This is a genomic window from Azorhizobium caulinodans ORS 571 (assembly GCF_000010525.1).
In the GTDB taxonomy this organism is placed as follows: domain Bacteria; phylum Pseudomonadota; class Alphaproteobacteria; order Rhizobiales; family Xanthobacteraceae; genus Azorhizobium; species Azorhizobium caulinodans.
Genome location: NC_009937.1, coordinates 3,342,269 through 3,363,992, shown reverse-complemented (window position 1 = coordinate 3,363,992; position 21,724 = coordinate 3,342,269). Strand labels below are relative to the sequence as shown.

Genomic DNA, 21,724 nt, shown 5'->3' with positions numbered 1-21,724 from the left:
GTGACAAATCCGCCTTTGGGCGTGTGGACAGTCCCCTTTCGCAATTTTCTCGGGCATCCAGCTTTTCCTTAAAGCTGCGCTGGCGCAACATCCTTGGCCTGTGGGTTGCGTGTGAGGGAGGGCGCCATGGCGCTGGAAATGGAAGGCAGCTACGAACTGCCCGTGTCGCAGCAGGTGGCCTGGGCCGCGCTGAACGATGCCGAGATGCTGAAGCGCTGCATTCCGGGCTGCGAGGAGCTGGAAAAGGTCTCCGACACCGAGCTGAAGGCGGTGGTGGTGACCAAGATCGGCCCGGTCAAGGCCAAGTTCCGCGGCACGGTGACCCTGAGTGACTTCAACGCGCCGGAAAGCTATCGGATTGCTGGCGAAGGCGACGGCGGGATCGCCGGTTTCGCGAAGGGTGGTGCATTCGTGCAATTGACCCCGGGTGAAAGTGGCACCACCTTGGCCTACAAGGCCGAGGCGCAGATCGGCGGCAAGCTTGCCCAGCTTGGTCAGCGTCTGGTGGCAGGGACAGCGAAAAAAATCGCAGACGAGTTCTTCAAGAACTTCGCCGAAGCGGTCGCGCAGCAGGAGACGCCGTAGGGGGCGACGGCCCCTCTGTTCTCGTGCGTTTCCGATGTCTCGCTTCAAGCTCGACCCCTTCGTCATCGCGCTCGCCCTGACCGTCCTTGCCGCTCTCGTCTGGCCCGTTCCGGGCGTGACGGATGGACCGCTCCATGCCGACAAGGCCGCGAGCTATGGCGTCGCCTTCATCTTCATCCTGTACGGCCTGTCGCTGGCGCCCGATCAGCTCTGGAAGAGCGTCGGGCGCTGGCGGGTGCATCTGGTGGTGCAATGCGCCACCTTCGTGCTCTTCCCGGTGGTGGTGCTCGCCGCCCATCCGCTGCTGCTGCGCGTGATGCCCCCCGAGATGGTGACCGGCTTCTTCTTCCTCGCCGCGCTGCCCTCCACCGTCTCGTCCTCGGTGGCGATGACCTCGCTGGCGCGGGGCAACGTGCCGGTGGCCATCTTCAATGCCAGCATCTCCAGCCTCATCGGCGTGTTCATCACGCCGCTGCTGATGGCCTGGTACATGCACGCGACGGGCGGGCAACTCGATCTGGAAGGCGTCATCATCAAGCTGGTGCTTCTGGTGATGCTGCCCGTCGGCATCGGTCAGATGCTGCGCCCCGTGGCGGCCAGTTTCATCGCTCGGCACAAGCGGGCCGCACGCATCGCCGATCGCGCCGTCATCCTGATGATCGTCTACAACTCGTTCTGCGACAGCGTCGCCGGAGGGGTGTGGAGCCGGCACGACACCAGCCTCATCATCGAGATGGTGGTGGGCGTGGTGGCGCTGTTCTTTGTCGTTTATGGCCTCCTCAGCGTGATCTGCCGGATCATCGGCTTCAACTACGGTGACCGCATCGCGGTCCTGTTCTGCGGTTCCAAGAAGTCGCTGGCGACGGGCCTGCCCATGGCCAGCGTGATCTTCGGCGCGCAGGCAGAACTCAGCCTCATCATCGCGCCGGTGATGCTCTTCCACTTCATCCAGCTGGTGCTGGTCAGCTTCATCGCCAGCCACAATGTGGGGCGGCTGGAGCGCGCGGAGGCGCAGGCCCGCGCTCAGGCCGCCGGAGACGGCCCGCTGCCAGAGCCCCGGCACGCGACGAAGTGATGCGCAGGCGGTCAGGTGCGGCGTTGCGCGTTCAACGCCACGCTTGACCGCCGCCGCCGCGCGGCCCCACACTGGAGCCATTACAAAGCACCCCAGCCGTCCGGTCGTGCGGGGCAGTTCACCGGGTCGGCACAACGAGGGTCCGGGAGGAACGTATGGCCAAGATCTCTTTGACGGTGAACGGCAAGGCGGTGACGGCGGAGGTGGAGCCGCGCACGCTGCTGGTGCAGTTCCTCCGCGAGACGCTGCATCTCACCGGCACCCACGTGGGCTGCGACACCAGCCAGTGCGGCGCCTGCGTCGTTCATCTCGACGGCGCGGCGGTCAAATCCTGCACCATGCTGGCCGTCCAGGCCGATGGCGCCAGCGTTCTGACCATCGAGGGCCTCGCGGCCGACGGCAAGCTGCACCCCATGCAGGAAGCCTTCCGCGAGAACCACGGCCTGCAGTGCGGCTTCTGCACGCCGGGCATGATCATGACCGCCGTGGACATGGTGGCGCGCCTCGGCTCGGAGCTCGACGAGGCGACCATCCGCGAGAACCTCGACGGCAATCTCTGCCGCTGCACGGGCTATCACAATATCGTCAAGGCCGTGGCCGCCGGTGCCGCCGCCATGAAGCAGCCCGCCCTCGCCGCCGAGTGAGGACCGGCGGGTGTCCGTGCCCGCCTCCTGATCCATTGCACAGCATTCTTCTGCCCGCCCGTGGCGGCAGCATCCGCTCATCCGGACAGCCTCAACAAACGGCGCCGGAGCCCGTGCATTCCCTTTGGGACACCCATTCGGGGAGGAACCCATGAACGCCAGCAACGTCACGCCCCTCGGCGCGCCCGTCCGCCGCAAGGAAGACCACCGCTTCATCACCGGCAAGGGCCGCTATACGGACGACATGAACCGGCCGGGGCAGGCGCACGCCTATTTCCTGCGCTCGCCGCATGCCCATGCCCGCATCCGCGGCATCGACATTTCTGCCGCCTCTGCCATGCCGGGCGTCGTCGCCATCCTCACGGGCGCGGATCTGGCGCAGGACGGGGTGGGCGACCTCATCTGCGGCTGGATGATCCATTCCGTGGACGGCACGCCCATGCGCATGGGCTCTCATCCGTCGCTCGCCAAGGAGAAGGTGCGCTACGTGGGCGACCATGTGGCGGTGGTGATCGCGGAAACCTTCAATCAGGCCAAGGACGCCGCCGCGGCCGTCGCGGTGGATTACGAGGTGCTGCCGGCGGTGGCGGACACGGGCGCCGCCCGCGCGGCCGGTGCGCCGCAGGTGCATGAGGTGGCGCCCGGCAATACGGTCTTCTCCTGGGAACTGGGCGACAAGGCCGCCACCGATACCGCCTTCGGGCAGGCGGCCCATGTGGTGCGCCTCGATCTCGTCAACAATCGTCTGGCGCCCAACCCCATCGAGCCGCGCGCCGCCATCGGCGAATATGACAGCGGCGACGAGGCCTATACGCTCTGGACCACGAGCCAGAACCCGCATGTGGCCCGCCTCGTGCTCTCAGCCTTCGTCGGCATCGCGCCGGAGAACAAGCTGCGCGTCATCGCCCCGGACGTGGGCGGCGGCTTCGGCTCCAAGATCTTCATTTATGCGGAAGAGACGGTCTGCGTCTGGGCCGCCAAGCGCGTGGGGCGTCCGGTAAAATGGACGTCGGACCGGTCCGAGGCCTTCCTCTCCGATGCCCATGGGCGCGACCACATCACCCATGCGGAACTGGCGCTGGACGCGGAGGGGCACATTCTCGGATTCCGGGTCGAGACGACGGCCAACATGGGCGCCTATCTCTCCACTTTCGCCTCGGCCATCCCGACCTATCTCTACGCGACCCTGCTCTCCGGCCAGTACGCCATGCCGGCCATCCATTGCCATGTGGATGCGGTCTATACGAACACGGCGCCCGTGGACGCCTATCGCGGGGCAGGGCGCCCGGAAGCGACCTTCCTGGTGGAGCGCATCGTGGAGATCGCCGCGCGCACGCTCGGCATCGACAGCGCCGAGTTTCGGCGGCGCAACTTCGTGCGGAGCTTCCCGCACCAGACGCCGGTCATCATGAATTATGACGCCGGCGACTATTTCGCCTCCCTCGACAAGGCGCTGGAGCTTGCCGACTACGCCGGTTTCCCCGCTCGCAAGGCGGAGGCCGCGCGCCGCGGCAAGCTGCGGGGCATCGGCCTGTCCAATTACATCGAGGCCTGCGGCATTGCCCCGTCGGCGGCGGTGGGCTCGCTCGGGGCCGGCGTCGGCCTCTGGGAAAGCGCGGAGGTACGGGTGAACCCCACCGGAAATGTGGAGGTGCTCACCGGCTCCCACAGCCACGGGCAGGGGCACGAGACCACCTTCGCCCAGCTGGTGTCCGCCCGCCTCGGCATTCCCATCGAGCAGGTGACCATCGTCCATGGCGACACCGACAAGGTGCAGTTCGGCATGGGCACCTATGGCTCCCGCTCGGGGGCGGTGGGCATGTCGGCCATCGTGAAGGCGCTGGACAAGGTGGAGGCCAAGGCGAAGAAGATTGCCGCCCATATTCTCGAGGCCTCGGAAGGGGACATCGAGTTCAAGGACGGACGGTTCAGCGTGGCCGGCACCGACCGGGGCCTTGCCTTCGCGGAAGTGGCACTGAACGCTTATGTGGCGCACAAATTCCCCACCTCCGAGATCGAACCGGGGCTGAAGGAGGGGGCCTTCTATGACCCCACCAACTTCACCTTCCCCGCTGGCTGTCACGTCTGCGAACTGGAGGTGGACCCGGACACCGGCGTCACGGAAATCGTGAATTTCGTGGCGGTGGATGATTTCGGCGTGGTCATCAATCCCATGATCGTCGAGGGGCAGGTGCATGGCGGCATTGCCCAGGGCGTCGGGCAGGCGCTCCTGGAAGCCGTGCATTATGATGCGGACGGCCAGCTCGTGACGGGCTCCTTCATGGACTACACCATGCCGCGCGCAGCCAATCTGCCGTCCTTCCGCGTCGGGCTCACCGAGACGCGCTGCCCCTCCAATCCGCTGGGGATCAAGGGCTGCGGCGAAGCCGGTGCCATCGCCGCCCCGCCGGCGGTCATCAATGCTCTCACCCATGCCCTCGGCACCGAGGACGTGCCCATGCCCGCGACACCGGCCAAGGTCTGGAAGATCATCCGGGACCTGCCGGCAGCCGCACAGGCGGCGGAGTGATCCGCCCGCATCCACCGCGGCGGATCGGGGCAGGCCACGCCTGGCCTGCCCTTCGACCTCGCCTTTTCCCTTGAACAGGGCCCGTCCTGCGGCTTGGATTGCCAGACATCGAAGCCGGACGTGCTTCAGGAGATCAGACCATGTACGCGTTTGATTATCAGCGCCCCGCCGCCCTTGACGACGCCATCGGCCTCCTGCGTTCGGTGAACGAGCCCAAGGTTCTTGCGGGCGGCCAGACCCTGCTGCCGACCCTCAAGCAGCGCCTCGCGCAGCCGGGCACGCTGGTGGACCTCTCCCGCATTCCCGGCCTGTCCCGCATTGAGCGTCAGGGCGAAGGCCTCGTCATCGGCGCCATGGCGCGCCATGCGGAAGTGGCGACCTCCGCTCTTGTGAAGAGCGTCATTCCCGCGCTGGCGGAACTCGCCGGCGTGATCGGCGACCCGGCCGTGCGCAATCGCGGCACGCTCGGGGGCTCCATCGCCAACAACGATCCCACGGCGGATTATCCCGCCGGCTGCCTCGGCCTCGGCGCCACCATCCTCACCAGCAAGCGGGCACTGGCGGCGGACGACTTCTTCACCGGCCTCTTCGAGACCGCGCTGGAGGACGACGAACTGGTGGTGGGCGTGGAGTTTCCTGCGCCGGCGCGCGCCGGCTACGCCAAGTTCCGCAATCCCGCTTCCCGCTACGCCATGGCGGGCGTCTTCGTGGCGCAGGGCGCCGAGGGCGTGCGCGTGGCCGTCACCGGGGCGGGGCAGGGCGGCGTATTCCGCTGGAGCGAGGCGGAAGAGGCACTCGCCGCCGACTTCCGTCCGGAGGCTCTGGACGGCCTTTCCGTAGATTCTGCCGACATGATGTCGGACCTCCACGGCAGTGCCGACTATCGGGCTCATCTGGTTAAAGTGATGGCCCGGCGCGCGGTGGTTGCATCTATGGGGTAGCTTGGTAGGTAATGACTGGCTAAGGTCATGTATACCAGCTAAATTTGTTAAAAAATCGTGGTTTTATTCCACTAATGCGTCATATGGTTCCCTTCGCGCCTCAAGGGGGGTCTTATGGCGTCGGAATCCATTCCTGAACTCATCGAGTTCGTCCTGGCATTGCTTGCCCTGGGCGCACTCGCCGGGTTGCTCGTGGGGCTATTTGGAGCCTATGGCGGTCTGGTGATCGTCCCGGTTCTGCACCCGCTCCTCACGACGCTCGGCATGCACAACAGCCTGGTCGTCCATGTGGCGACGGGCATTTCCCTGGCTCTGGTCGCGGTGACGGGGCTGCGCCTCTGGCGAGGGCGGCGGGCCGCCCGGTCCGGTCGCGGTCTGGCGCCGGGAGGCTGGCTCTGGGCGGTATCCGCCGCGGCGGTCGCCGCAAGCGTCGTCGTATCCGCCCTGCCGTCAGGAGAGATGGAACTCGTCTTCACCATCGCCGTCCTCGCGGGTGCGGTGAAGATGCTGTTTCTCGGCCACATCTCGGCGCCCTCCGGCGCCCGGCTGGTGGCTGCGGGCGGCGGCGGTGCCGCCACACTCTCGGATGACGGTTTCTCCGATCTGGAAAGCAGCCTCGGCGGGGCGTTTCACAAGCTGCGCGATGCCTGGGCGGGAGCCGGGCGCATGATGGCCGACCCGCTGGCCGTGTGCGCTGTGCTCGCCGTCCCCGGCCTGTTCGGCCTCGCCGCGGCGGTTTTCGGGGACCCGCAGTTCCCCGCCGCCAGTGCCGATTTCATGCAGGTGTTCGGCGTCGCCGTCATCCTCGTCACCGCCGTGGGGCTGGCGCCCCTCGGGGCGGCCCTGTCCGGCCAGTTTCCCAAGCGCGTGCTGGAAGTGAGCCTTGGCGTTTTCCTGCTGATGCTGGCCGGCGAATTCGCCTACACACTGCTGATGTCCTGAAGCGAGCCGCCGGCCGGGACAAACCACCCGGCCGGCGCTCGGCCCGGACTGAAGAAGCGCTTCCGGCGCGCCGCGAGCCGCAGTACATCTGTGTCATGCCGGATCGCGCTTCCTTCCCGCCCCCATCCATCGATGCCACGCAGACCCTGCTCACCGGCGCCGGCTATGTGCCGGACCGGGCGCTCGCCACCGTGCTGCATCTCGCCCTGCGCATGGGTCGTCCTCTGCTGCTGGAAGGCGAGGCCGGCGTCGGCAAGACGGAGGTGGCACGCACGCTGGCCCGCGCCCTTGGGCGGCGGCTCATTCGCCTGCAATGCTATGAGGGGCTCGATCTCGCCGGGGCCGCCTATGAGTGGAATTATCCGGCCCAGATGATCGCCATCCGCCTCGCGGAAGCCGCCGGGGAGAGCGACAAGGCGGAGATCGCGTCCGGCGTCTTCTCCGAGCGCTATCTCCAGCGCCGCCCGCTGCTCGAAGCCCTGATGCCCGATCCCGCTGGCCCGCCGGTGCTGTTGATCGATGAACTGGACCGTACCGACGAGGCCTTCGAGGCTTTCCTGCTGGAAGTGCTGTCGGACTTCCAGATTTCCATTCCCGAACTCGGCACGGTGAAGGCGGAGCATCCGCCGATCATCATCCTCACCTCCAACCGCACGCGCGAGATCCACGACGCGCTGAAGCGGCGCTGCCTCTATCACTGGGTGGACTATCCCAGCGCCGAACGGGAACTGGAGATCCTGCGGGCCCGCCTGCCGCAGGTGCCGCAGGCCCTCTCCCGGCAGGTGGTGGCCTTCGTGCAGGCCCTGCGGCGGGAAGACCTGTTCAAGGTGCCGGGCGTCGCCGAGACGCTGGACTGGGCCGCTGCCCTCGTGGAGCTCGATGCGGTGGCGGTCGATCCCGCGCTGGCGCAGGACACGCTGGGCGTGCTGCTGAAATATCAGGACGACATCGCCCGCACCGATGCGGCGGCGATCTCTCGCCTGCTGGACGAGGCCCGCCATGCCGCCGGCCGCATCGCCTGAGCCGTTGCGCCCGGCCCACGAGGGCCGGCTCGCCGCCAACATTCTCTATTTCGGCCGCCTGCTGCGTGCCGCTGGGCTCACCGTCGGCCCCGGCGTGATGCTCGATGCGGTGACGGCGGTGGAGGTGGCGGGCGTCGGCACCCGGCAGGATCTCTATTGGACCCTCCACGCCGTCTTCGTGAAGCGGCATGAGGACCATGACCTGTTCGATGCGGTCTTCGCCCGCTTCTGGCGCCGCCGCGCGCCGGCGGAAAAGCTCATGGAACTGCTCTCGCCGGTCGCCGTGCCCCGCGCGCCGGAGCCGCCCAAGCCGGGCCAGAGGCGGGTGGAGGAGGCCTTCTGGGGCATCTCCCGCCCGCCGGAGGTGGAAGAGCAGCAGGTTTCGCTCGATGCACGCCTCACGGCTTCCGATCAGGACGTGCTGCGCACCCGTGATTTTGCGCAGATGAGCGCCGAGGAATTGCGCGAGGCCCGCCGGCGCATCGCCGCTTTGCGCCTGCCCCAGGATACGATCCGCACGCGCCGCCTGATCGCGGATCCACGCGGCGCCCGTCCCGATTTCCGCGCCAGCCTGCGGGCCTCGCTCGCCACTGGCGGGGCGCTGTTGCCGCTGAAGCGGCGCGGTCCGCGCGAGCGGCCGACGCCGGTCGTCGCGCTGCTGGATATCTCCGGTTCCATGGCCGATTACGCCCGCCCGGTGCTGCACTTCCTGCACGCGCTCGCCACCCGGCGCCGGGTGGACACCTTCCTGTTCGGCACGCGCCTCACCAATGTCACCCGCGCGCTGCGGCATCGCGATGCGGATGCGGCGCTGACGGAGGTGTCCCGCCTCGTGCCCGACTGGTCCGGGGGCACCCGCATCGCCACCTCGCTGCGGGCCTTCAACAAGGACTGGTCCCGCCGCGTGCTGGCGCAGACCCCCATCGTCCTCCTCGTCACCGACGGGCTGGAGCGGGATGCGGACGAGACGCTGGCGCAGGAGATGGGCCGCCTTCAGCGCTCCTGCCTGCGCCTCGTCTGGCTCAATCCCTTGCTGCGTTATTCGGGCTTCGAGCCGCGTGCGCGGGGCATCCGGGCCATGCTGCCCTATGTGGACGACTTCCGCCCCGTCCATGATCTGGCGAGCCTTGAGGCGCTGGTGGCGGCGCTCGCTGCCCCGCCCGTGCCATTTGCCGGTCGCAAGCTTCTGGTGGCAGGGGAGGAGTGACATGAGCAAGGTCAGCGAATTCTTCACCATCGGCTATGAGCACACGACGCCGGCCGCTTTCTTCGAGACGCTGGAGGATGCGGGCGTCGGCCTCGTGGTGGACGTGCGGGCGGTGGCGGCCTCGCGCCGGCCCGGCTTCTCCAAGACCGCGCTGGCGGCGGGGGTGTCCGAGCACGGCATCGGCTATGTGCATCTGCGGGCGCTGGGCACACCCACAGATGGACGCACCGCCGCGCGCAAGGGTGATGTCTCCACCCTCATGCGCATCTACAACGCCCATCTGGAAACGCCGGCCGCCCGCGAGGCGCTGGATGAACTGACCGCGCTCGCCCGCAGCCGGCCCATCTGCCTCTTGTGCTACGAGCGCCATGTGGAGGGCTGCCACCGCCAGCGGCTCGCGGAACTCCTCTGCGAGCGTCTGGGGTTCGATGTGACCCATCTGGAGGCGGACCCGTTCTAGCTGGCCGTTCTCCGACCCATGGCCAGCACGAGGCCGATGGCGACGAGGCAGGCAAGGGCGCCGGCCCCGAAAACCGAGCCGAAGCCCGCTACGCCCGCCAGCAGGCCGGCCAAAGGCCCGGTGACACCCAATGCGATGTCGAGGAAAGCCATGAAGCTGCCGATGGCGGCACCCTGGCTCTCGCGCGGCACCCGGCGCACCGCTTCGACCCCCATCGCCGGCAGCACCAGCGAGAAGCCGGCGCCGGTCAGCGCGGCACCCGCCAGCCCGACCCACACATGGTCGAACCCGCCATATCCGCCGGCGAAGAGCAGGGCCTGCCCCACGCCTTCCACGGCCAGCGAGATGAGCGAAACGGTGGCCCCGCCCAGCCGGTCGGGCATGTGGCCGAAGGCGAAGCGCACCAGCACGAAGCCGATGCCATAGAGCGAGAGGGCAAGCCCCGCGTGCGCCCAGCCGCGCTCGGTGAAGGTGAGCACCACGAAGCTGCCGAGCAAGGCGAAGGGCGCTGTTGAGAGCGCCAGCACGAGGCCGAACCGCCAGACGAGGCCGAGCACGCGCACGAACGGCAGGCGCGGCGCCGCCGGTGCTTCGGAGCGGGGCACGGCGGCGACGCAGACGACAATGGCCAGGGCCAGCAACGGTGCGGTGAGGGCGAGCAGGGCGACCGCCGCGAAGCCGAAGCTCTCCTGCGCGGCAACGCCGAGCGGGGCGCCCACCGCCAGCGCGGCGCTCACCGCAATGCCGTTCCAGCCCATAACGAGGCCGGCCTTTGCGACACCGACGCGGCCGATGCCCCAGGCCAGGAAGCCGGTGATGAAGAGGCTCTCCGCAATGCCATGGATCATGCGCCCTGCGATCAGCACGGCCAGGCTGAACGAGGGATCGGGGAGGGCGAGCGAGGCGAGATAGAGCCCGCCCGCGCAGGCCGCGAGCGGCAGGCCGGCGACGACGGCCCATTTGGCGCCGTGGCTGTCGACGGTGGTGCCGGCCATGCCCCGGCTGAGCAGGGTGACGACCGACTGGCTGCCCACCACCACGCCGACGAGCACGGCGCCAAAGCCGAGTCCATCATGGACGCGGATGGAGAGGACGGGCAGGGGAATGCCGATGCTCAGGACCGCGAGAAACGCGGAGAGCGTCAGCGGAAACAGGATCGGAACGACCGCGAAGAGGGCGGAGGAAGCGCGGGGCTTGGGAGGAGCGTGCATGAGGCAGCCTCAGATTGCGGCATGAAAGCCGGTTGGCTGCGTTGCTTCACGTTAGACGCTTACGGGGATGCATCATCCCAATGCGCGGTTTCATATGGAAGGGGCGGTAAGCCGTCAAGAGGCGGCGTGGCATTCCCGATTTTGGTATCATGATAAATGATGTCGCAATATCCGCATGATGACAGGGGGATTTTGCGGGCATTTCCGCAGTATTTCACACGGGCTTCGCAGAAGCGCCGGTAGCGGTGGATGGACCGATCCTGGGCTTGGCCTCGGGGAGCCGGATCGCACGGAGTTCACCGATGTCCTCGCCTTCGATGTCCATGGATCGCACGCGGCCGGCGGTGCTGGGTCGTCCCGCCGCCACCGCGCCCCGGCTCGCTGGAAGCGGCTGCCCGTCTCTCGCGGGAAGCGGGCGAACTGCGCCAGCGCGTGGAGCATTTCCTCACCGCCATCCGCGCGGCCTGATGCAAGGAAAGATGGGGCCCGGCCGGTCGTGAACCTGTCGGCTTCAGTCGCCCTGCGCTGAACCCAGGAGCGTGCGGGCTTCGTCCAGCGCCTGCGGCGTGTCCACATCGAGGAAGGCCGCCGTGCTGGGCGCCTCCACTTCCACGACCGCCTCCGGATGGGCGGCGATGATGCGCCGGGCACCGATGTCGCCTTCGAGCGCCATCAAGTCCGGAAAGAAGCGGCGCGACAGCAGGACAGGGTTGCCCCGCTGCTCGCCGGCCATGGGCACGACGATGAGCCGGCCCAGCTCCGGCGCAAAGGCCGCGCCCAGCCGTCCGAACAGCTCCGCGCTCACCAGCGGCATGTCGCCGAGCGCGACGACGGCGCCCTCGACGCCCGGAGGCAGCGCCGCAATGCCCCGGCGCAACGAACTCGCCATGCCGGTCAGGTGGTCGGGATTGTGGATGAACTGGACGGCAAGGCCCGCCAGCGCCTGCTCCACCCGCTCGTGCTCATGACCGGTGACGACCACCACGGGACGTGGCCCAGCGACGAGCGCCGCCTCCGCCACCCGGCGCACCACCGCCGTTCCGCCCACGTCCGCCAACAGCTTGTTGGGGCCGCCCATGCGTGTGCCCCGTCCGGCGGCGAGGATGAGCGTCGCGATCTCCGGCGCATGCGGCGCGGGCGGCTCCTCGCGGAGCTGCGGGCGCGTGACGATCTCGCCCAGCAGGCCACCGACGCCGAGACCCGCCACCTCGGCGGCCGTGACGTCGAGCCCCGCCAAGAGGCGCATCAGAAGCCAGTCGAAGCCGTTCTCCTTGGCGCTCCGGGCGCATCCGGGCGCGCCGATCACCGGCAGGTCGCCCAGCCGGCCGATGAGGGTGAGGTTGCCGGGGTCCACCGGCATGCCGAGCCGCTCCACGTGTCCACCCGCCGCCTCCAGCGCGGCGGGGATCACGTCACGCCGGTCGGTGATGGCCGAGGCGCCGAAGATGAGCACCAGGTCCGCCCCCTCCGACGCGGCGGTCCGGATGGCCTGTGCCAGCGCCGCCGTGTCGTGCGGGATCTGGACGTCGTGGCTAAGGGCGGCGCCGGCCGGGGCGAGGCGGCCGGCCGTTACGCGGCGGGTCTTCTCCACCACCTTCGGCGGCAGGCCGGGCAGGAGGGTGGAGACGAGCGCCACCTTGCGGCGCACGAAGGGATGAAGGGTGAGGAGGGGCGCCGTCCGGGCGGCCTCGCGCACGAGTGGCGCCGGGACGGCGAAGGGGATGATCTTCACCGTCGCCACCATGTCGCCGGCCTGCACGGGCCGAAGGTCCGGAATGGTGGCGAGGGTCAGGGCCTCGTCGCGACCGTTGAAGGCATCGACGCCCGCCCGGTCGATGGCGACGACGCCCGCCGCCTGCGCGAAGAGGTTGCTCCGACCGGTGAAGGGCGCCTCCACCCGGAGTCCGGGGCCCGCGATCGCCCGCGCCAATTCATGGGCCGCGGCATCCTCCGGCACGTCGTCCGCCTCAAGGCGGGCCACCACCACGCTGGCATGGCCGGCGCCAGAGAGAGCCGCGATCTCGTCCGCAGCGAGCCGCGTGCCCTTGCGGATCACCCGATCGCCGCAGCGGATGGAATGGGCGGCGATGGCGCCCTCGGCTTCGGCGAGAGGAACGGGGCCGAACCTCACGCGGCCGCCTCGGAACGGCGAACTGGCCGGCGCAGATCGGCGATGACCTCGCCGAGGATGGCGACGGCGATCTCGGGCGGGTTGGCGGCGCCGATGTCGAGCCCGATGGGCGCGTGGATGCGGGCAAGCTGGCCCTGCGACAGGCCACGCGCCGCGAGCCGCTCCACGCGCTTGGCGTGGGTGCGACGCGAGCCGAGCGCGCCCACGTAGAAGCAGCCGGCCTGCAAGGCGGCTTCGAGCGCCGGCTCGTCGATCTTGGGGTCGTGTGTGAGGGCGACGAGCGCCGTGAAGGGATCGAGCCCGAGGCCGGGCAGGGCCTTGTCCGGCCATTCGGCGATGACGCGCGTGTCCGGGAAGCGCTCGGGCGTTGCGAAGGCGGTGCGGGGATCGATAATGGTCACGTCGAAGCCGGTCGCCCGTGCCATAGGCGCGAAGGCCTGCGAGATATGCACTGCGCCGACCACGACGATGCGTGCCGCCGGCACGTGGACGGCCAGAAAGCTGCGCGCCTCGTCCTCGCCGACCATGCCGCTCTTGCCGCTGGCGAGCGCGGCGGCGAGCGCCGGTGCCAGGGGATCGGCATCAAGCTCGGCGGCCTTGATCAGCCGCTGGCGGCCGGAGGCGAGATGGGTGACGAGCACGGCGGCGCGTCGGGCGGCGCGCTCGGCATTGAGGGCCGTGAGAAGGGCGAGATCCATGGTGCCTCCTCAGTCCACCCGTTCCACATAGATGCGGATGGCTCCGCCACACGACAGGCCGACGCGCCAGGCGGTCTCGTCCGCCACGCCGAACTCAAGCACCTTCGGCGCCCCCTGGGAGATCACGTCCAGCGCTTCCGTCACCACGGCACCCTCGACGCAGCCGCCGGACACGGAGCCGAGGAAGTTGCCGGTCTCGTCAATGGCGAGGTGGCTGCCCACGGGGCGGGGGGCGGAGCCCCAGGTCTCAAGCACGGTGGCGAGGGCCACACCCTTGCCTTCGGCGCGCCACCGCGCGGCGGCTTCCAGCACATCGTCTTCACGAGCCAGCATGGCAGGTCTCCGGCGGGCGCAGCAGCCAGCGCGTTGGCGCGGGGGGCTGCGGCCTATATAGAGCCAGATATAGGGCTGGGCCGTCGGCTTTGCAGCCCGGCTCGCACCGGGACGGGCAAAACCGGCGCGGTTCCCATCCTCTGCCCCAACATGTTTGCGTGAGTGCCCCCATGTCCACCCTGCGCACGGCCGATGACCTCATCGCGGCGGGCCTTGCCCCGGCGGCGGAGCGCGCCGTGCTCGATGCTGTGGGCGCGCGCTATGCGGTGGCGGTCACGCCGGAACTGGTCGCGGCCATGGACCGGACCGATGCGTCCGATCCCATCGCCCGCCAGTTCGTGCCCGACGTGGCCGAACTGCGCACCGATCCTCAGGAACTGGTCGATCCCATCGGGGATGACGCCCATTCTCCGGTTCCTGGCATCGTGCACCGCTATCCCGACCGGGTGCTGCTGAAGCTGGTGGGTGTCTGCGCCGTCTATTGCCGCTTCTGCTTCCGCCGCGAGATGGTGGGGCCGGGCGCGGAAACGGCCCTGACGCCCGACATGCTGGAGCGGGCGCTCGGCTATGTGGCCGCCCATCCCGAGGTCTGGGAGGTGATCCTCACCGGTGGCGATCCCTTCATGGTCTCGCCCCGCCGCATGGCGGACGTGGTGGGCCGGCTCGCCGCCATTCCCCATGTGAAGGTGGTGCGCTTTCACACCCGCGTGCCGATCGCCGCGCCCGAGCGGGTGAGCGAGGAGATGGTACGGGCGTTGAAGGCACCGGGCGTCGCCGCCTACGTGGCCGTGCACGTCAACCATGCCCGCGAGTTGGGCGATGCAGCGACCGCTGCACTGGGCCGGCTCGCCGATGCCGGCATTCCGCTGCTGTCGCAGACGGTGCTGCTGAAGGGCGTGAACGACCGGGTGGAGACGCTCGATGCCTTGTTCCGTGCCCTCGTGGAACGGCGGGTGAAGCCCTATTACCTGCACCATCCGGACCTTGCTCCCGGAACGGGCCATTTCCGCCTGAGCGTTCCGGAAGGGCAGGCCCTGGTGCGCGCGCTGCGCGGCCGCCTCTCCGGCATTGCCCAGCCCACCTATGTGCTCGACATTCCGGGCGGCGCCGGCAAGGTGCCGCTGACGCCCGGCTATCTCACGCCGCAAGGCGCGGGCTGGCATGTGGCCGACAATTGCGGCGGCATCCATGCCTATGGCGAGGCGGTGCCGGGGTGACGTCCGTCGAGGCTCTGGCTTGAGCTGGACCATGATTCCCCTGCGTTGGGATCACGCATAATATCTTTTGTTTTCAAACGGCTGTGCGGTCCGTTAACGAACTGTTAACAGTCCCGCTTGCCCCCGGCGCGCGCTCGGCCTACCTGTAGCGGCATTCGCCGGCGGGCCGGTCGAGGATGGAGCACTGGAATGGCGGACGCTCAGCAACAGCCGATCGAGCTGCTGTATTGGCCGACACCGAACGGATGGAAAGTCTCCATCATGCTTGAGGAGTGCGGGCTGCCGTACGAGATCAAGCTCGTGAACATCGGCAAGGGCGACCAGTTCGCGCCCGATTTCCTCGCCGTGTCGCCGAACAACAAGATCCCCGCCATCATCGATCCGAACGGGCCGGGCGGCACGCCCATCTCGGTCTTCGAGAGCGGCGCCATCCTGCAGTATCTCGGCCGCAAGACCGGCAAGTTCTATCCCACCGACGAGCGCAAGCGCGTCGAAGTGGAGGAATGGCTGTACTGGCAGGTGAGCGGCCTCGGCCCCATGGCTGGCCAGGCGCATCACTTCCGCCTCTACGCGCCCGAGAAGATTCCCTATGCGGTCTCGCGCTACACGAACGAGGTGCACCGCCTCTATGGCGTGATGAACAAGCGCCTCGAAGATCGTGAATTTCTCGCCGGCGACTTCTCCATTGCCGACATCGCCTGCATCGGCTGGGCGAAGCTCTGGGAGCGGCAGGGACAGGACATTGCCGAATTCCCTCATCTCGGCCGCTGGATCGAGACCGTGAAGGCCCGCCCCGGCGTGCAGCGCGGCCTTGCGGTGAATGCCGAGCAGAAGACGGACCTCTCCAAGGACAAGGCGGCCCAGTCGGTGCTGTTCGGCCAGCGGGCCCGCTGATCGCAGGAGAGGCCGGGTGGCAAGCGGGTCGGAGAAGCCGCCCCTCTGGCTTCGGGCGATGGTTTCTGGCATGTGCGACGAAACGGGGCGCCGGTGACGGCTGCCCGCCAGCTTTCGAGGGTTTGGTCGTCCATGTCATCCGATCCGCGCGCCCTTCTGGGGCAGGCCTCCGCTCTGCATCGTGCCGGCCGCATGGATGAGGCCATCGAGGCCTGCCGCGCCGCCGCCAAGGTGGCGCCGGGTTTCCTTGACGCCCATCGTATGCTCGCCTTCGCTTTGCTTCAGGTCGGTCGGGCCAAGGAGGCGGTGCGCGCGGCGCAGAAGGCGCGCGACCTCGCCCCCCGCGACCCCAACAGCCATCTCCTCGTGGGGGCCGGCCTGCTGGGGCAGGGCGATGCCGCAAAGGCCCTTGCCGCCTTCGACGAGGCGGCCAAGCTCGCGCCGAACCTGCTCGAAGCGCATTTCCAGGCTGGCAACGCGCTCGCCGCGCTGGGGCGCTTTCCGGCGGCCATCGAGCGCTACAACCGGGCGCTCGCCCTTGATCCGCGCTCGGTGGAGGCGCTGACCAACCGCGCCACCACCTACGCCCGTCTCGCCCGCCATGCGGAGGCGCTGGCCGATTGCGAGCGCCTCATCGAAATGCAGCCCTGGTCGCCGCTACACCTTGTCGCCAAGGCCAGCACCTTGCTGGAAATGGGCGAGCCGGTGCCGGCGCTCGCCGCCGCCGAGGCGGCGATGGCGGCGGCCCCGACCTTTGCCGAGGCCTTCCACGTGGCGGGGCAGGCGAAGGCGGCCCTGATGGACATCTCCGGTGCCATCGACCTGATGACCCAGGCACTCGCGCTCGAACCCCAGCCGCGCCCCACGGTGCGAGTGCATCTGGCGCGCCTGCTGCGCATGGAAGAGCGCTTCGCCGAGGCGCGGCGCCAGTGCGATCTGGCGCTGGCCGACCAGCCGCGCCTCGCGCCGGCCCTGGCCGAGCGGGCGGAAGTCCGCCGGGCGGAGGGCGATTCGGCCGCCGCCGTGCGCGACGCCGACGCGGCCATCGCCATTGCCCGCGATTTCACGCCGGCGCTGCTGGTGCGGGCGGCGGCGCTTGCCGATCTCGGCCGTCCCGACGAGATGCGCACCGCCATCAGCCGGGCCCTGCGCGCCGCGCCACGCGACCCGGCGGCGCTTGTCGCGAAATCCGCGCTCGATCTGGCGCGGGGCGAATGGGCCGCGGGCTGGCTGGGATATGAGCAGCGCGAGAACCTGCTGCCGCCGCCCTTCCTGCCGCCAGCTTTCCCGCGCTGGGATGGCGTCGCGCCCGTGCAGGACCTGGTTATTCTCGCCGAGCAGGGCATCGGCGACGTGCTGCAGTTCGGCCGGCTTCTCTCGCTCGCGGCGGATCGCGGTCTGCCAGCGCGCTTTCATGCCAGGCCCGCCCTTGCGCCGCTCGCCGCGCTCCTCGAGCCGCGCATCCCTGTGGTGACGGACATTTCCGGCATTGCGGCCGATGCCCCGGGCACGTTCTGGCTGCCGCTTGCCAGCCTGGCGAAGCTGTTCGCCCCCGATCCGGCCATGTGGCCGGTGGCGCCCTATCTCACGGCACCGGCGGAGCGGGTGGCGAAATGGGCGCATCTGCGGGAGGGTGGTGGCTTCCGGGTGGGCATCAATTGGCAGGGCAATCCTTCCCGTCTCATCGACGTGGGGCGCTCGGCGCCGCTCGCGGCCTTCGCGCCGCTGGCCGATCTGCCCGGCGTGCGGCTGATCTCCCTCCAGCACGGCGCGGCCGCCGAGCAGATTGCGTCCGTTCCCTTCGCCGACCGCATCGAGACGCTGGGGGAGGGGGTGGATGCGGACGGCATCTTCCTCGACCGCGCGGGCATCCTCGCCCATCTGGATCTGGTGGTGACCACCGACACCTCCACCGCCCATCTCGCCGGCGCGCTGGGCCGGCCGGGCCTCGTGGCGCTGCGGGCGGTGCCCGACTGGCGCTGGGGCGAGAGCGGCGAGCACAGCCTCTTCTATCCCTCCCTGCGCCTCATGCGGCAGGAAACGGCCGGCGACTGGACCGGCCTCTTCACCCGCATCGCCGCCGCCGTGAAGCAGACCATGGCCACCGCCTGAGGCGGCGGCCATGGTGGGCAGGCTGGCGCCGGGCTGAATTGTCAACCGTTTGCTGCATGGGCCCCGCTTGCAAAGCCGGCGCGGGTTGGGCATAGAGGGTGCCGAGTGGAGACGTGGCCGAGAGGCTGAAGGCACTCGTTTGCTAAATGAGCAGACCCCTAAAAGGGTCTCGAGGGTTCGAATCCCTCCGTCTCCGCCACTCACTCCTATAAATCCTTGAAAATAAGAGATTTTATTTTAGACGACGACCGTCGCCCCACACATTCCCCCACATTCTGAGATGGCCTCTTTTCGCGCGCGCGAGGTTTTGCACCCGCGCGCCGTTAATCTTGGTCGTGTGATGTCGCGCGCAAATCGAATGTCACCACGCGTCGGATCGGATTTCACGCCTCGCGGCACCGCCTGAACGGGTCCGGCCACATCCTGGCAAAGTCAGTGGGCGCCTTCGCTGCGGAACTCGATTTCGGTCCACACCGGGCGGCCAAGGGCGTCGATCTGGTAGCGGGCCTCGACCGAAAACGAGACGATCCGCTCGGCGCCATCTGTCTTGGCCTTTACCGAATCCCGTAGCACGAACTGGTTCTTTTCAGGCTCGTGGATGATGACTGCAGTTCGGCTGGGGCACAGCGGAGGCTTAGCTATGCCGTACCGAAGCAAACCGGTACTCATTTCGGACTTGAGGGCGTGACACACGTCTTGGAGAGCGACTTCAACATGCACGTTCTCCCGCGGGAGATTCTGGGCGTGGAGGATGTCGTCGTGCGCGGTGCTGACGGTCAGGAGCAGCGGCAGCAAAGATAAGCCCATCTTAGATAGGGCTGGCCGGCCTATAAGCATCTTACCAATCCACAGCTTCGCATGGCGCCGCATTATGCGTGATGTGGCGGCGCGGAAGTCGGCTTCGGCGATGCCGATTTAGCGGATCACCTCCCTGTCCTCGGCACAGAGGCGGGCGGCGTACGCCTCTTTGCACAGCGAGATCATCGTGAGCCGCAACCCTGCGAAGCTGGAGCGTCTACCTCTTCACCTCCATTGAGCCCTTTGGCGCCGCCATTGTGGCAGGTGTCGACGCCGAGACGCTGCACGCTCTCGTGCGCTCCTTCGCCTGCGTCGCCGTCGCGCTCGACGACCGCCTGCCCGAGCGCATGCTTGGGCGCCTTAAGACTGTGCCCCTTTCGCCGCCGAGGCCTTGTCCCTGCCGGAGATCGAGGCCGACGTGATCGAGGCGCTGACAGAGCTGGCCTTACAGCACGGCCATATCGAGCGGCCGCCGGAGAAGGCCGTGGGCGGCGATCAGGCCGGCGCGGCAGGGCGTCCGTGCATCGCCGCGCAAGCGGCTGCTTGCGATCCACGCAGATAGCGCATTAACTGTGCGTTGGATGGGCCGCAGAAGCCCACTGCGAGGAAATGCAGCCGGAGGTGTTGGCAGCGGTGGACATGATCCGCCGCGCTGGCGGGTGAGCCCCTGAGGCAGACGCGCGCGTCCCGGGTGACCGTCAGGCCATGTCCACGCTTCCGCTGGGTCGGACGCCAGGGCTTTCCCTTGCCGCCCCCGTAGGAAGGACGCGACATGGACCAGCGGGACATCCGTTTGGCTTGGGAAACATTCCTGACCGATGGCTGCCCACCCGTGGGCGTTTCGGCTTCTTTGCTGGCGTCTTGGCAGCGCTCCCGCACGCTTGGCGTCGGCGCAGGGCGCGCCGAGGCGCCATTGGCCGACGAACCGGAGATCTTCCGACGGCGCTCACAGAATGCCAGCCTTGTGGGCGCCGCCCGTCCGGCGTTGGATCGCTCCACCCGCTTCCTGGCAGATGCCGCCTCCATGATGATCCTGGCCGATGCCAGCGGCTTCATTGTCGAGACCGCAGGTGATCCGCGGGTCATGGACAAAGGCCGGCGCAATCATCTGGAAACCGGCGGGCGGTGGGATGAAGCCACCATCGGCACCAATGCCATCGGCACCGCCCTGGCGGATGGGCGTTCGGTGGAGATCTGCGGGGCTGAGCATTTTTGCGAAGAGGTGCAGCGCTGGACCTGCGCCGCCACGCCAGTGCGCCATCCCCTGGATGGCGAACTTCTCGGCGTGGTGGATATCTCGGGGCCGGCCGCCTCGTTCAATCCGCAAAGCCTGTCGCTGGCGGTGGCCATCGGCCAGGAGATCGAGGCCTCGCTCGGCCGCGCCGCGAAGATGGAGCATGAGGTGCTGTTGCGGCATTTCGTGTCGAAGCGTTCCATTTGGTTGAGCGAAGACATCCTGGTGGTGGATCGGCGCGGCATGCTGGTGCATGCCGCGCACAAGGCCGGGTCGACCGGCAGTGGCCTGGCGGGCGACATCCGCCAGATGATCGGCGCCGCCTCCCAAGAGGCCTGGGAGGCCAATTGCCGGCGCCGTTTCCCCAATGCCAGCCTGGAGGTGGTGAAGCGCGATGATGCGGTGGTCGGCTGCCTCATCGTTCTGCATACGACGCGGCGTCGGTCGGCATCACCGGCGGCGGTGCCCCGTCCGGCGGGAGAAGACGGGCTCGCGTTTGAGCAGATCCTCGGCAATGACCCGGCACTGCACGCGGTGCGCGAGCGGGCGCGGCGGCTGGCGGCCAATCGTCTGCCGATCCTCATTGAGGGGGAGACCGGCGTCGGCAAGGAGTTGTTTGCCCGTGCCATCAAGGGCGCTAGCCCGGACCCAGACGGACCTTTCGTGCCGGTGAACTGTGGTGGCATGGCCCGGGAACTGATCGCCAGCGAACTGTTCGGCTATGCCAAAGGCGCGTTCACGGGTGCCGACGAACATGGCCGCGCCGGCAAGATCGAGAAAGCGGACGGCGGCATCCTGTGCCTGGACGAAATCGGCGAAATGCCTCTCGACCTGCAATCCTATCTGCTGCGGGTGCTCGAGGATGGCGTGGTCTATCGCGTCGGCGAGCACGAGGGCCGCCGGGTCAATATCCGCATCCTTGCGATGACTAATCGCGACCTGCTGGCGGAGGTGGAGGCGGGGCGGTTCCGCCGCGACCTCTATTATCGCATCGCCGCCGCGCGGCTGCGCATTCCCCCTCTGCGCGAGCGGGGGGCGGATATTGTCACTCTGGCGCAAACATTCGCCGCAGCGGCCGCCAGCCGGCTGGGACGCAGTTCGCTTGTCTTCTCCGCTGCGGCACTGGACCGGATGCAGGCCTATAGCTGGCCGGGCAACATCCGCGAACTGCGCAACGTGGTGGATACCCTAGTGGCATTGGCGGAAGGCGATCGGCTGAACGAAAGCGACCTGCCGCCCGAGGTGCTCGCAGCACCGTCTCCCTCCCGAGCGCCTATCTCCCGCCCGCTCAACAACGGCAGTGAGGGTTCTCCCCCACCGCCTGGCGCGGATCTCAAGGCGGCTGAACGCGCTGCCATTCTGGCCCAGGTGACTGCGTGTGGTGGCAACCTCACCGAAGCTGCGCGGCGCCTCGGCATTGCCCGCTCGACCCTTTATGTGCGCCTCGCCGAGTATGGTGATGGGCGTGTGCTCAAGAATTGACATCCGCTCCGGCCCGGTGTCCGTCCTCTGGACGTCCGGCTCAGGCACAGTTCGATATTCGGACATTCGCAGACGCAAAGCGAGAACTGTGCAGGTGCGGTAAGGTATTGCAAGACTTGAACTGACCATCTGCCAAATAACTGGCACGGCTTGTGCCCCTCTCCCGATAGCCCGGCTCAACAGAAGCCGGCTCGGACAGGAGGACACG

Annotated in this window: 18 protein-coding genes and 1 tRNA gene; 14 read left to right on the top strand and 5 right to left on the bottom strand. The window is 68.4% G+C overall.

The window, feature by feature from the left end; translation table 11 throughout:
* Positions 1-126 precede the first annotated feature (126 nt).
* From AZC_RS15200 to AZC_RS15160, 9 genes are all read left to right on the top strand, one after another.
* A complete protein-coding gene (locus AZC_RS15200; protein ID WP_012171465.1) occupies positions 127-585 on the top strand; it encodes an SRPBCC family protein in 459 nt (152 codons plus the stop codon).
* Between the two features lie 34 nt (positions 586-619).
* Positions 620-1,660, top strand: a complete 1,041-nt coding sequence (locus AZC_RS15195; protein ID WP_012171464.1) for a bile acid:sodium symporter family protein — start codon at positions 620-622, stop codon at positions 1,658-1,660.
* Between the two features lie 155 nt (positions 1,661-1,815).
* Complete coding sequence (locus AZC_RS15190; protein ID WP_012171463.1) at positions 1,816-2,304, top strand: (2Fe-2S)-binding protein; 489 nt, start codon at positions 1,816-1,818, stop codon at positions 2,302-2,304.
* 151 nt (positions 2,305-2,455) lie between these two features.
* The gene (locus AZC_RS15185) at positions 2,456-4,834 is read left to right on the top strand and encodes a xanthine dehydrogenase family protein molybdopterin-binding subunit (protein ID WP_043879433.1); all 2,379 of its coding nucleotides are present in this window, start codon (positions 2,456-2,458) and stop codon (positions 4,832-4,834) included.
* A 140-nt stretch (positions 4,835-4,974) separates the two neighbouring features.
* Positions 4,975-5,775, top strand: a complete 801-nt coding sequence (locus AZC_RS15180; protein ID WP_043879432.1) for an FAD binding domain-containing protein — start codon at positions 4,975-4,977, stop codon at positions 5,773-5,775.
* A 114-nt stretch (positions 5,776-5,889) separates the two neighbouring features.
* The gene (locus AZC_RS15175; protein ID WP_012171460.1) at positions 5,890-6,717 is read left to right on the top strand and encodes a hypothetical protein; all 828 of its coding nucleotides are present in this window, start codon (positions 5,890-5,892) and stop codon (positions 6,715-6,717) included.
* 95 nt (positions 6,718-6,812) lie between these two features.
* Positions 6,813-7,739 (top strand): AAA family ATPase, encoded by a 927-nt coding sequence (locus tag AZC_RS15170; protein ID WP_012171459.1) that lies wholly within the window; start codon positions 6,813-6,815, stop codon positions 7,737-7,739.
* Positions 7,717-8,946: a vWA domain-containing protein gene (locus AZC_RS15165; RefSeq protein WP_043879431.1), complete on the top strand. Its 1,230-nt coding sequence runs from the start codon at positions 7,717-7,719 to the stop codon at positions 8,944-8,946. Before AZC_RS15170 ends, AZC_RS15165 begins: the two co-directional genes overlap by 23 nt.
* Position 8,947: 1 nt before the next feature.
* Positions 8,948-9,406, top strand: coding sequence for a DUF488 domain-containing protein (locus AZC_RS15160; protein WP_012171457.1), 459 nt, complete (start codon positions 8,948-8,950; stop codon positions 9,404-9,406).
* Here the strand turns inward: AZC_RS15160 and AZC_RS15155 are convergent.
* From AZC_RS15155 to AZC_RS15140, 4 genes are all read right to left on the bottom strand, one after another.
* The gene (locus tag AZC_RS15155; protein ID WP_012171456.1) at positions 9,403-10,617 is read right to left on the bottom strand and encodes an arabinose transporter; all 1,215 of its coding nucleotides are present in this window, start codon (positions 10,615-10,617) and stop codon (positions 9,403-9,405) included. The two genes, AZC_RS15160 and AZC_RS15155, sit on opposite strands and share 4 nt — an antisense overlap.
* Before the next feature lie 511 nt (positions 10,618-11,128).
* Positions 11,129-12,748: an NTP transferase domain-containing protein gene (locus AZC_RS15150; RefSeq protein ID WP_012171455.1), complete on the bottom strand. Its 1,620-nt coding sequence runs from the start codon at positions 12,746-12,748 to the stop codon at positions 11,129-11,131.
* On the bottom strand, positions 12,745-13,446 hold the full coding sequence (locus tag AZC_RS15145) for an XdhC family protein (RefSeq protein ID WP_012171454.1): 702 nt from the start codon (positions 13,444-13,446) through the stop codon (positions 12,745-12,747). The genes AZC_RS15150 and AZC_RS15145 overlap by 4 nt, the downstream gene beginning before the upstream one ends.
* A 9-nt stretch (positions 13,447-13,455) precedes the next feature.
* Positions 13,456-13,779 carry an XdhC family protein gene (locus AZC_RS15140; RefSeq protein WP_012171453.1) on the bottom strand — a complete coding sequence of 108 codons (324 nt, stop codon included), beginning with the start codon at positions 13,777-13,779 and terminating at the stop codon, positions 13,456-13,458.
* A gap of 170 nt (positions 13,780-13,949) precedes the next feature.
* Between AZC_RS15140 and AZC_RS15135 the strand changes: the two genes are divergently transcribed.
* The 4 genes from AZC_RS15135 (at position 13,950) to AZC_RS15120 (ending at position 18,201) form a co-directional block, all read left to right on the top strand.
* Positions 13,950-14,996, top strand: coding sequence for a lysine-2,3-aminomutase-like protein (locus AZC_RS15135; RefSeq protein ID WP_043879430.1), 1,047 nt, complete (start codon positions 13,950-13,952; stop codon positions 14,994-14,996).
* Positions 14,997-15,185: 189 nt separating this feature from the next.
* Positions 15,186-15,890 carry a glutathione S-transferase N-terminal domain-containing protein gene (locus tag AZC_RS15130; RefSeq protein ID WP_012171451.1) on the top strand — a complete coding sequence of 235 codons (705 nt, stop codon included), beginning with the start codon at positions 15,186-15,188 and terminating at the stop codon, positions 15,888-15,890.
* 72 nt (positions 15,891-15,962) lie between these two features.
* A complete protein-coding gene (locus AZC_RS15125) occupies positions 15,963-18,002 on the top strand; it encodes a tetratricopeptide repeat protein (protein ID WP_012171450.1) in 2,040 nt (679 codons plus the stop codon).
* A 107-nt stretch (positions 18,003-18,109) separates the two neighbouring features.
* Positions 18,110-18,201: transfer RNA gene (locus AZC_RS15120), tRNA-Ser, on the top strand.
* 233 nt (positions 18,202-18,434) lie between these two features.
* On the opposite strand, the gene AZC_RS15115 is transcribed toward AZC_RS15120, so the two are convergent.
* Positions 18,435-18,797: a hypothetical protein gene (locus AZC_RS15115; RefSeq protein WP_148209856.1), complete on the bottom strand. Its 363-nt coding sequence runs from the start codon at positions 18,795-18,797 to the stop codon at positions 18,435-18,437.
* A 775-nt stretch (positions 18,798-19,572) separates the two neighbouring features.
* Between AZC_RS15115 and AZC_RS15110 the strand changes: the two genes are divergently transcribed.
* The gene (locus AZC_RS15110; RefSeq protein ID WP_012171448.1) at positions 19,573-21,516 is read left to right on the top strand and encodes a sigma-54-dependent Fis family transcriptional regulator; all 1,944 of its coding nucleotides are present in this window, start codon (positions 19,573-19,575) and stop codon (positions 21,514-21,516) included.
* Positions 21,517-21,724: the final 208 nt, after the last annotated feature.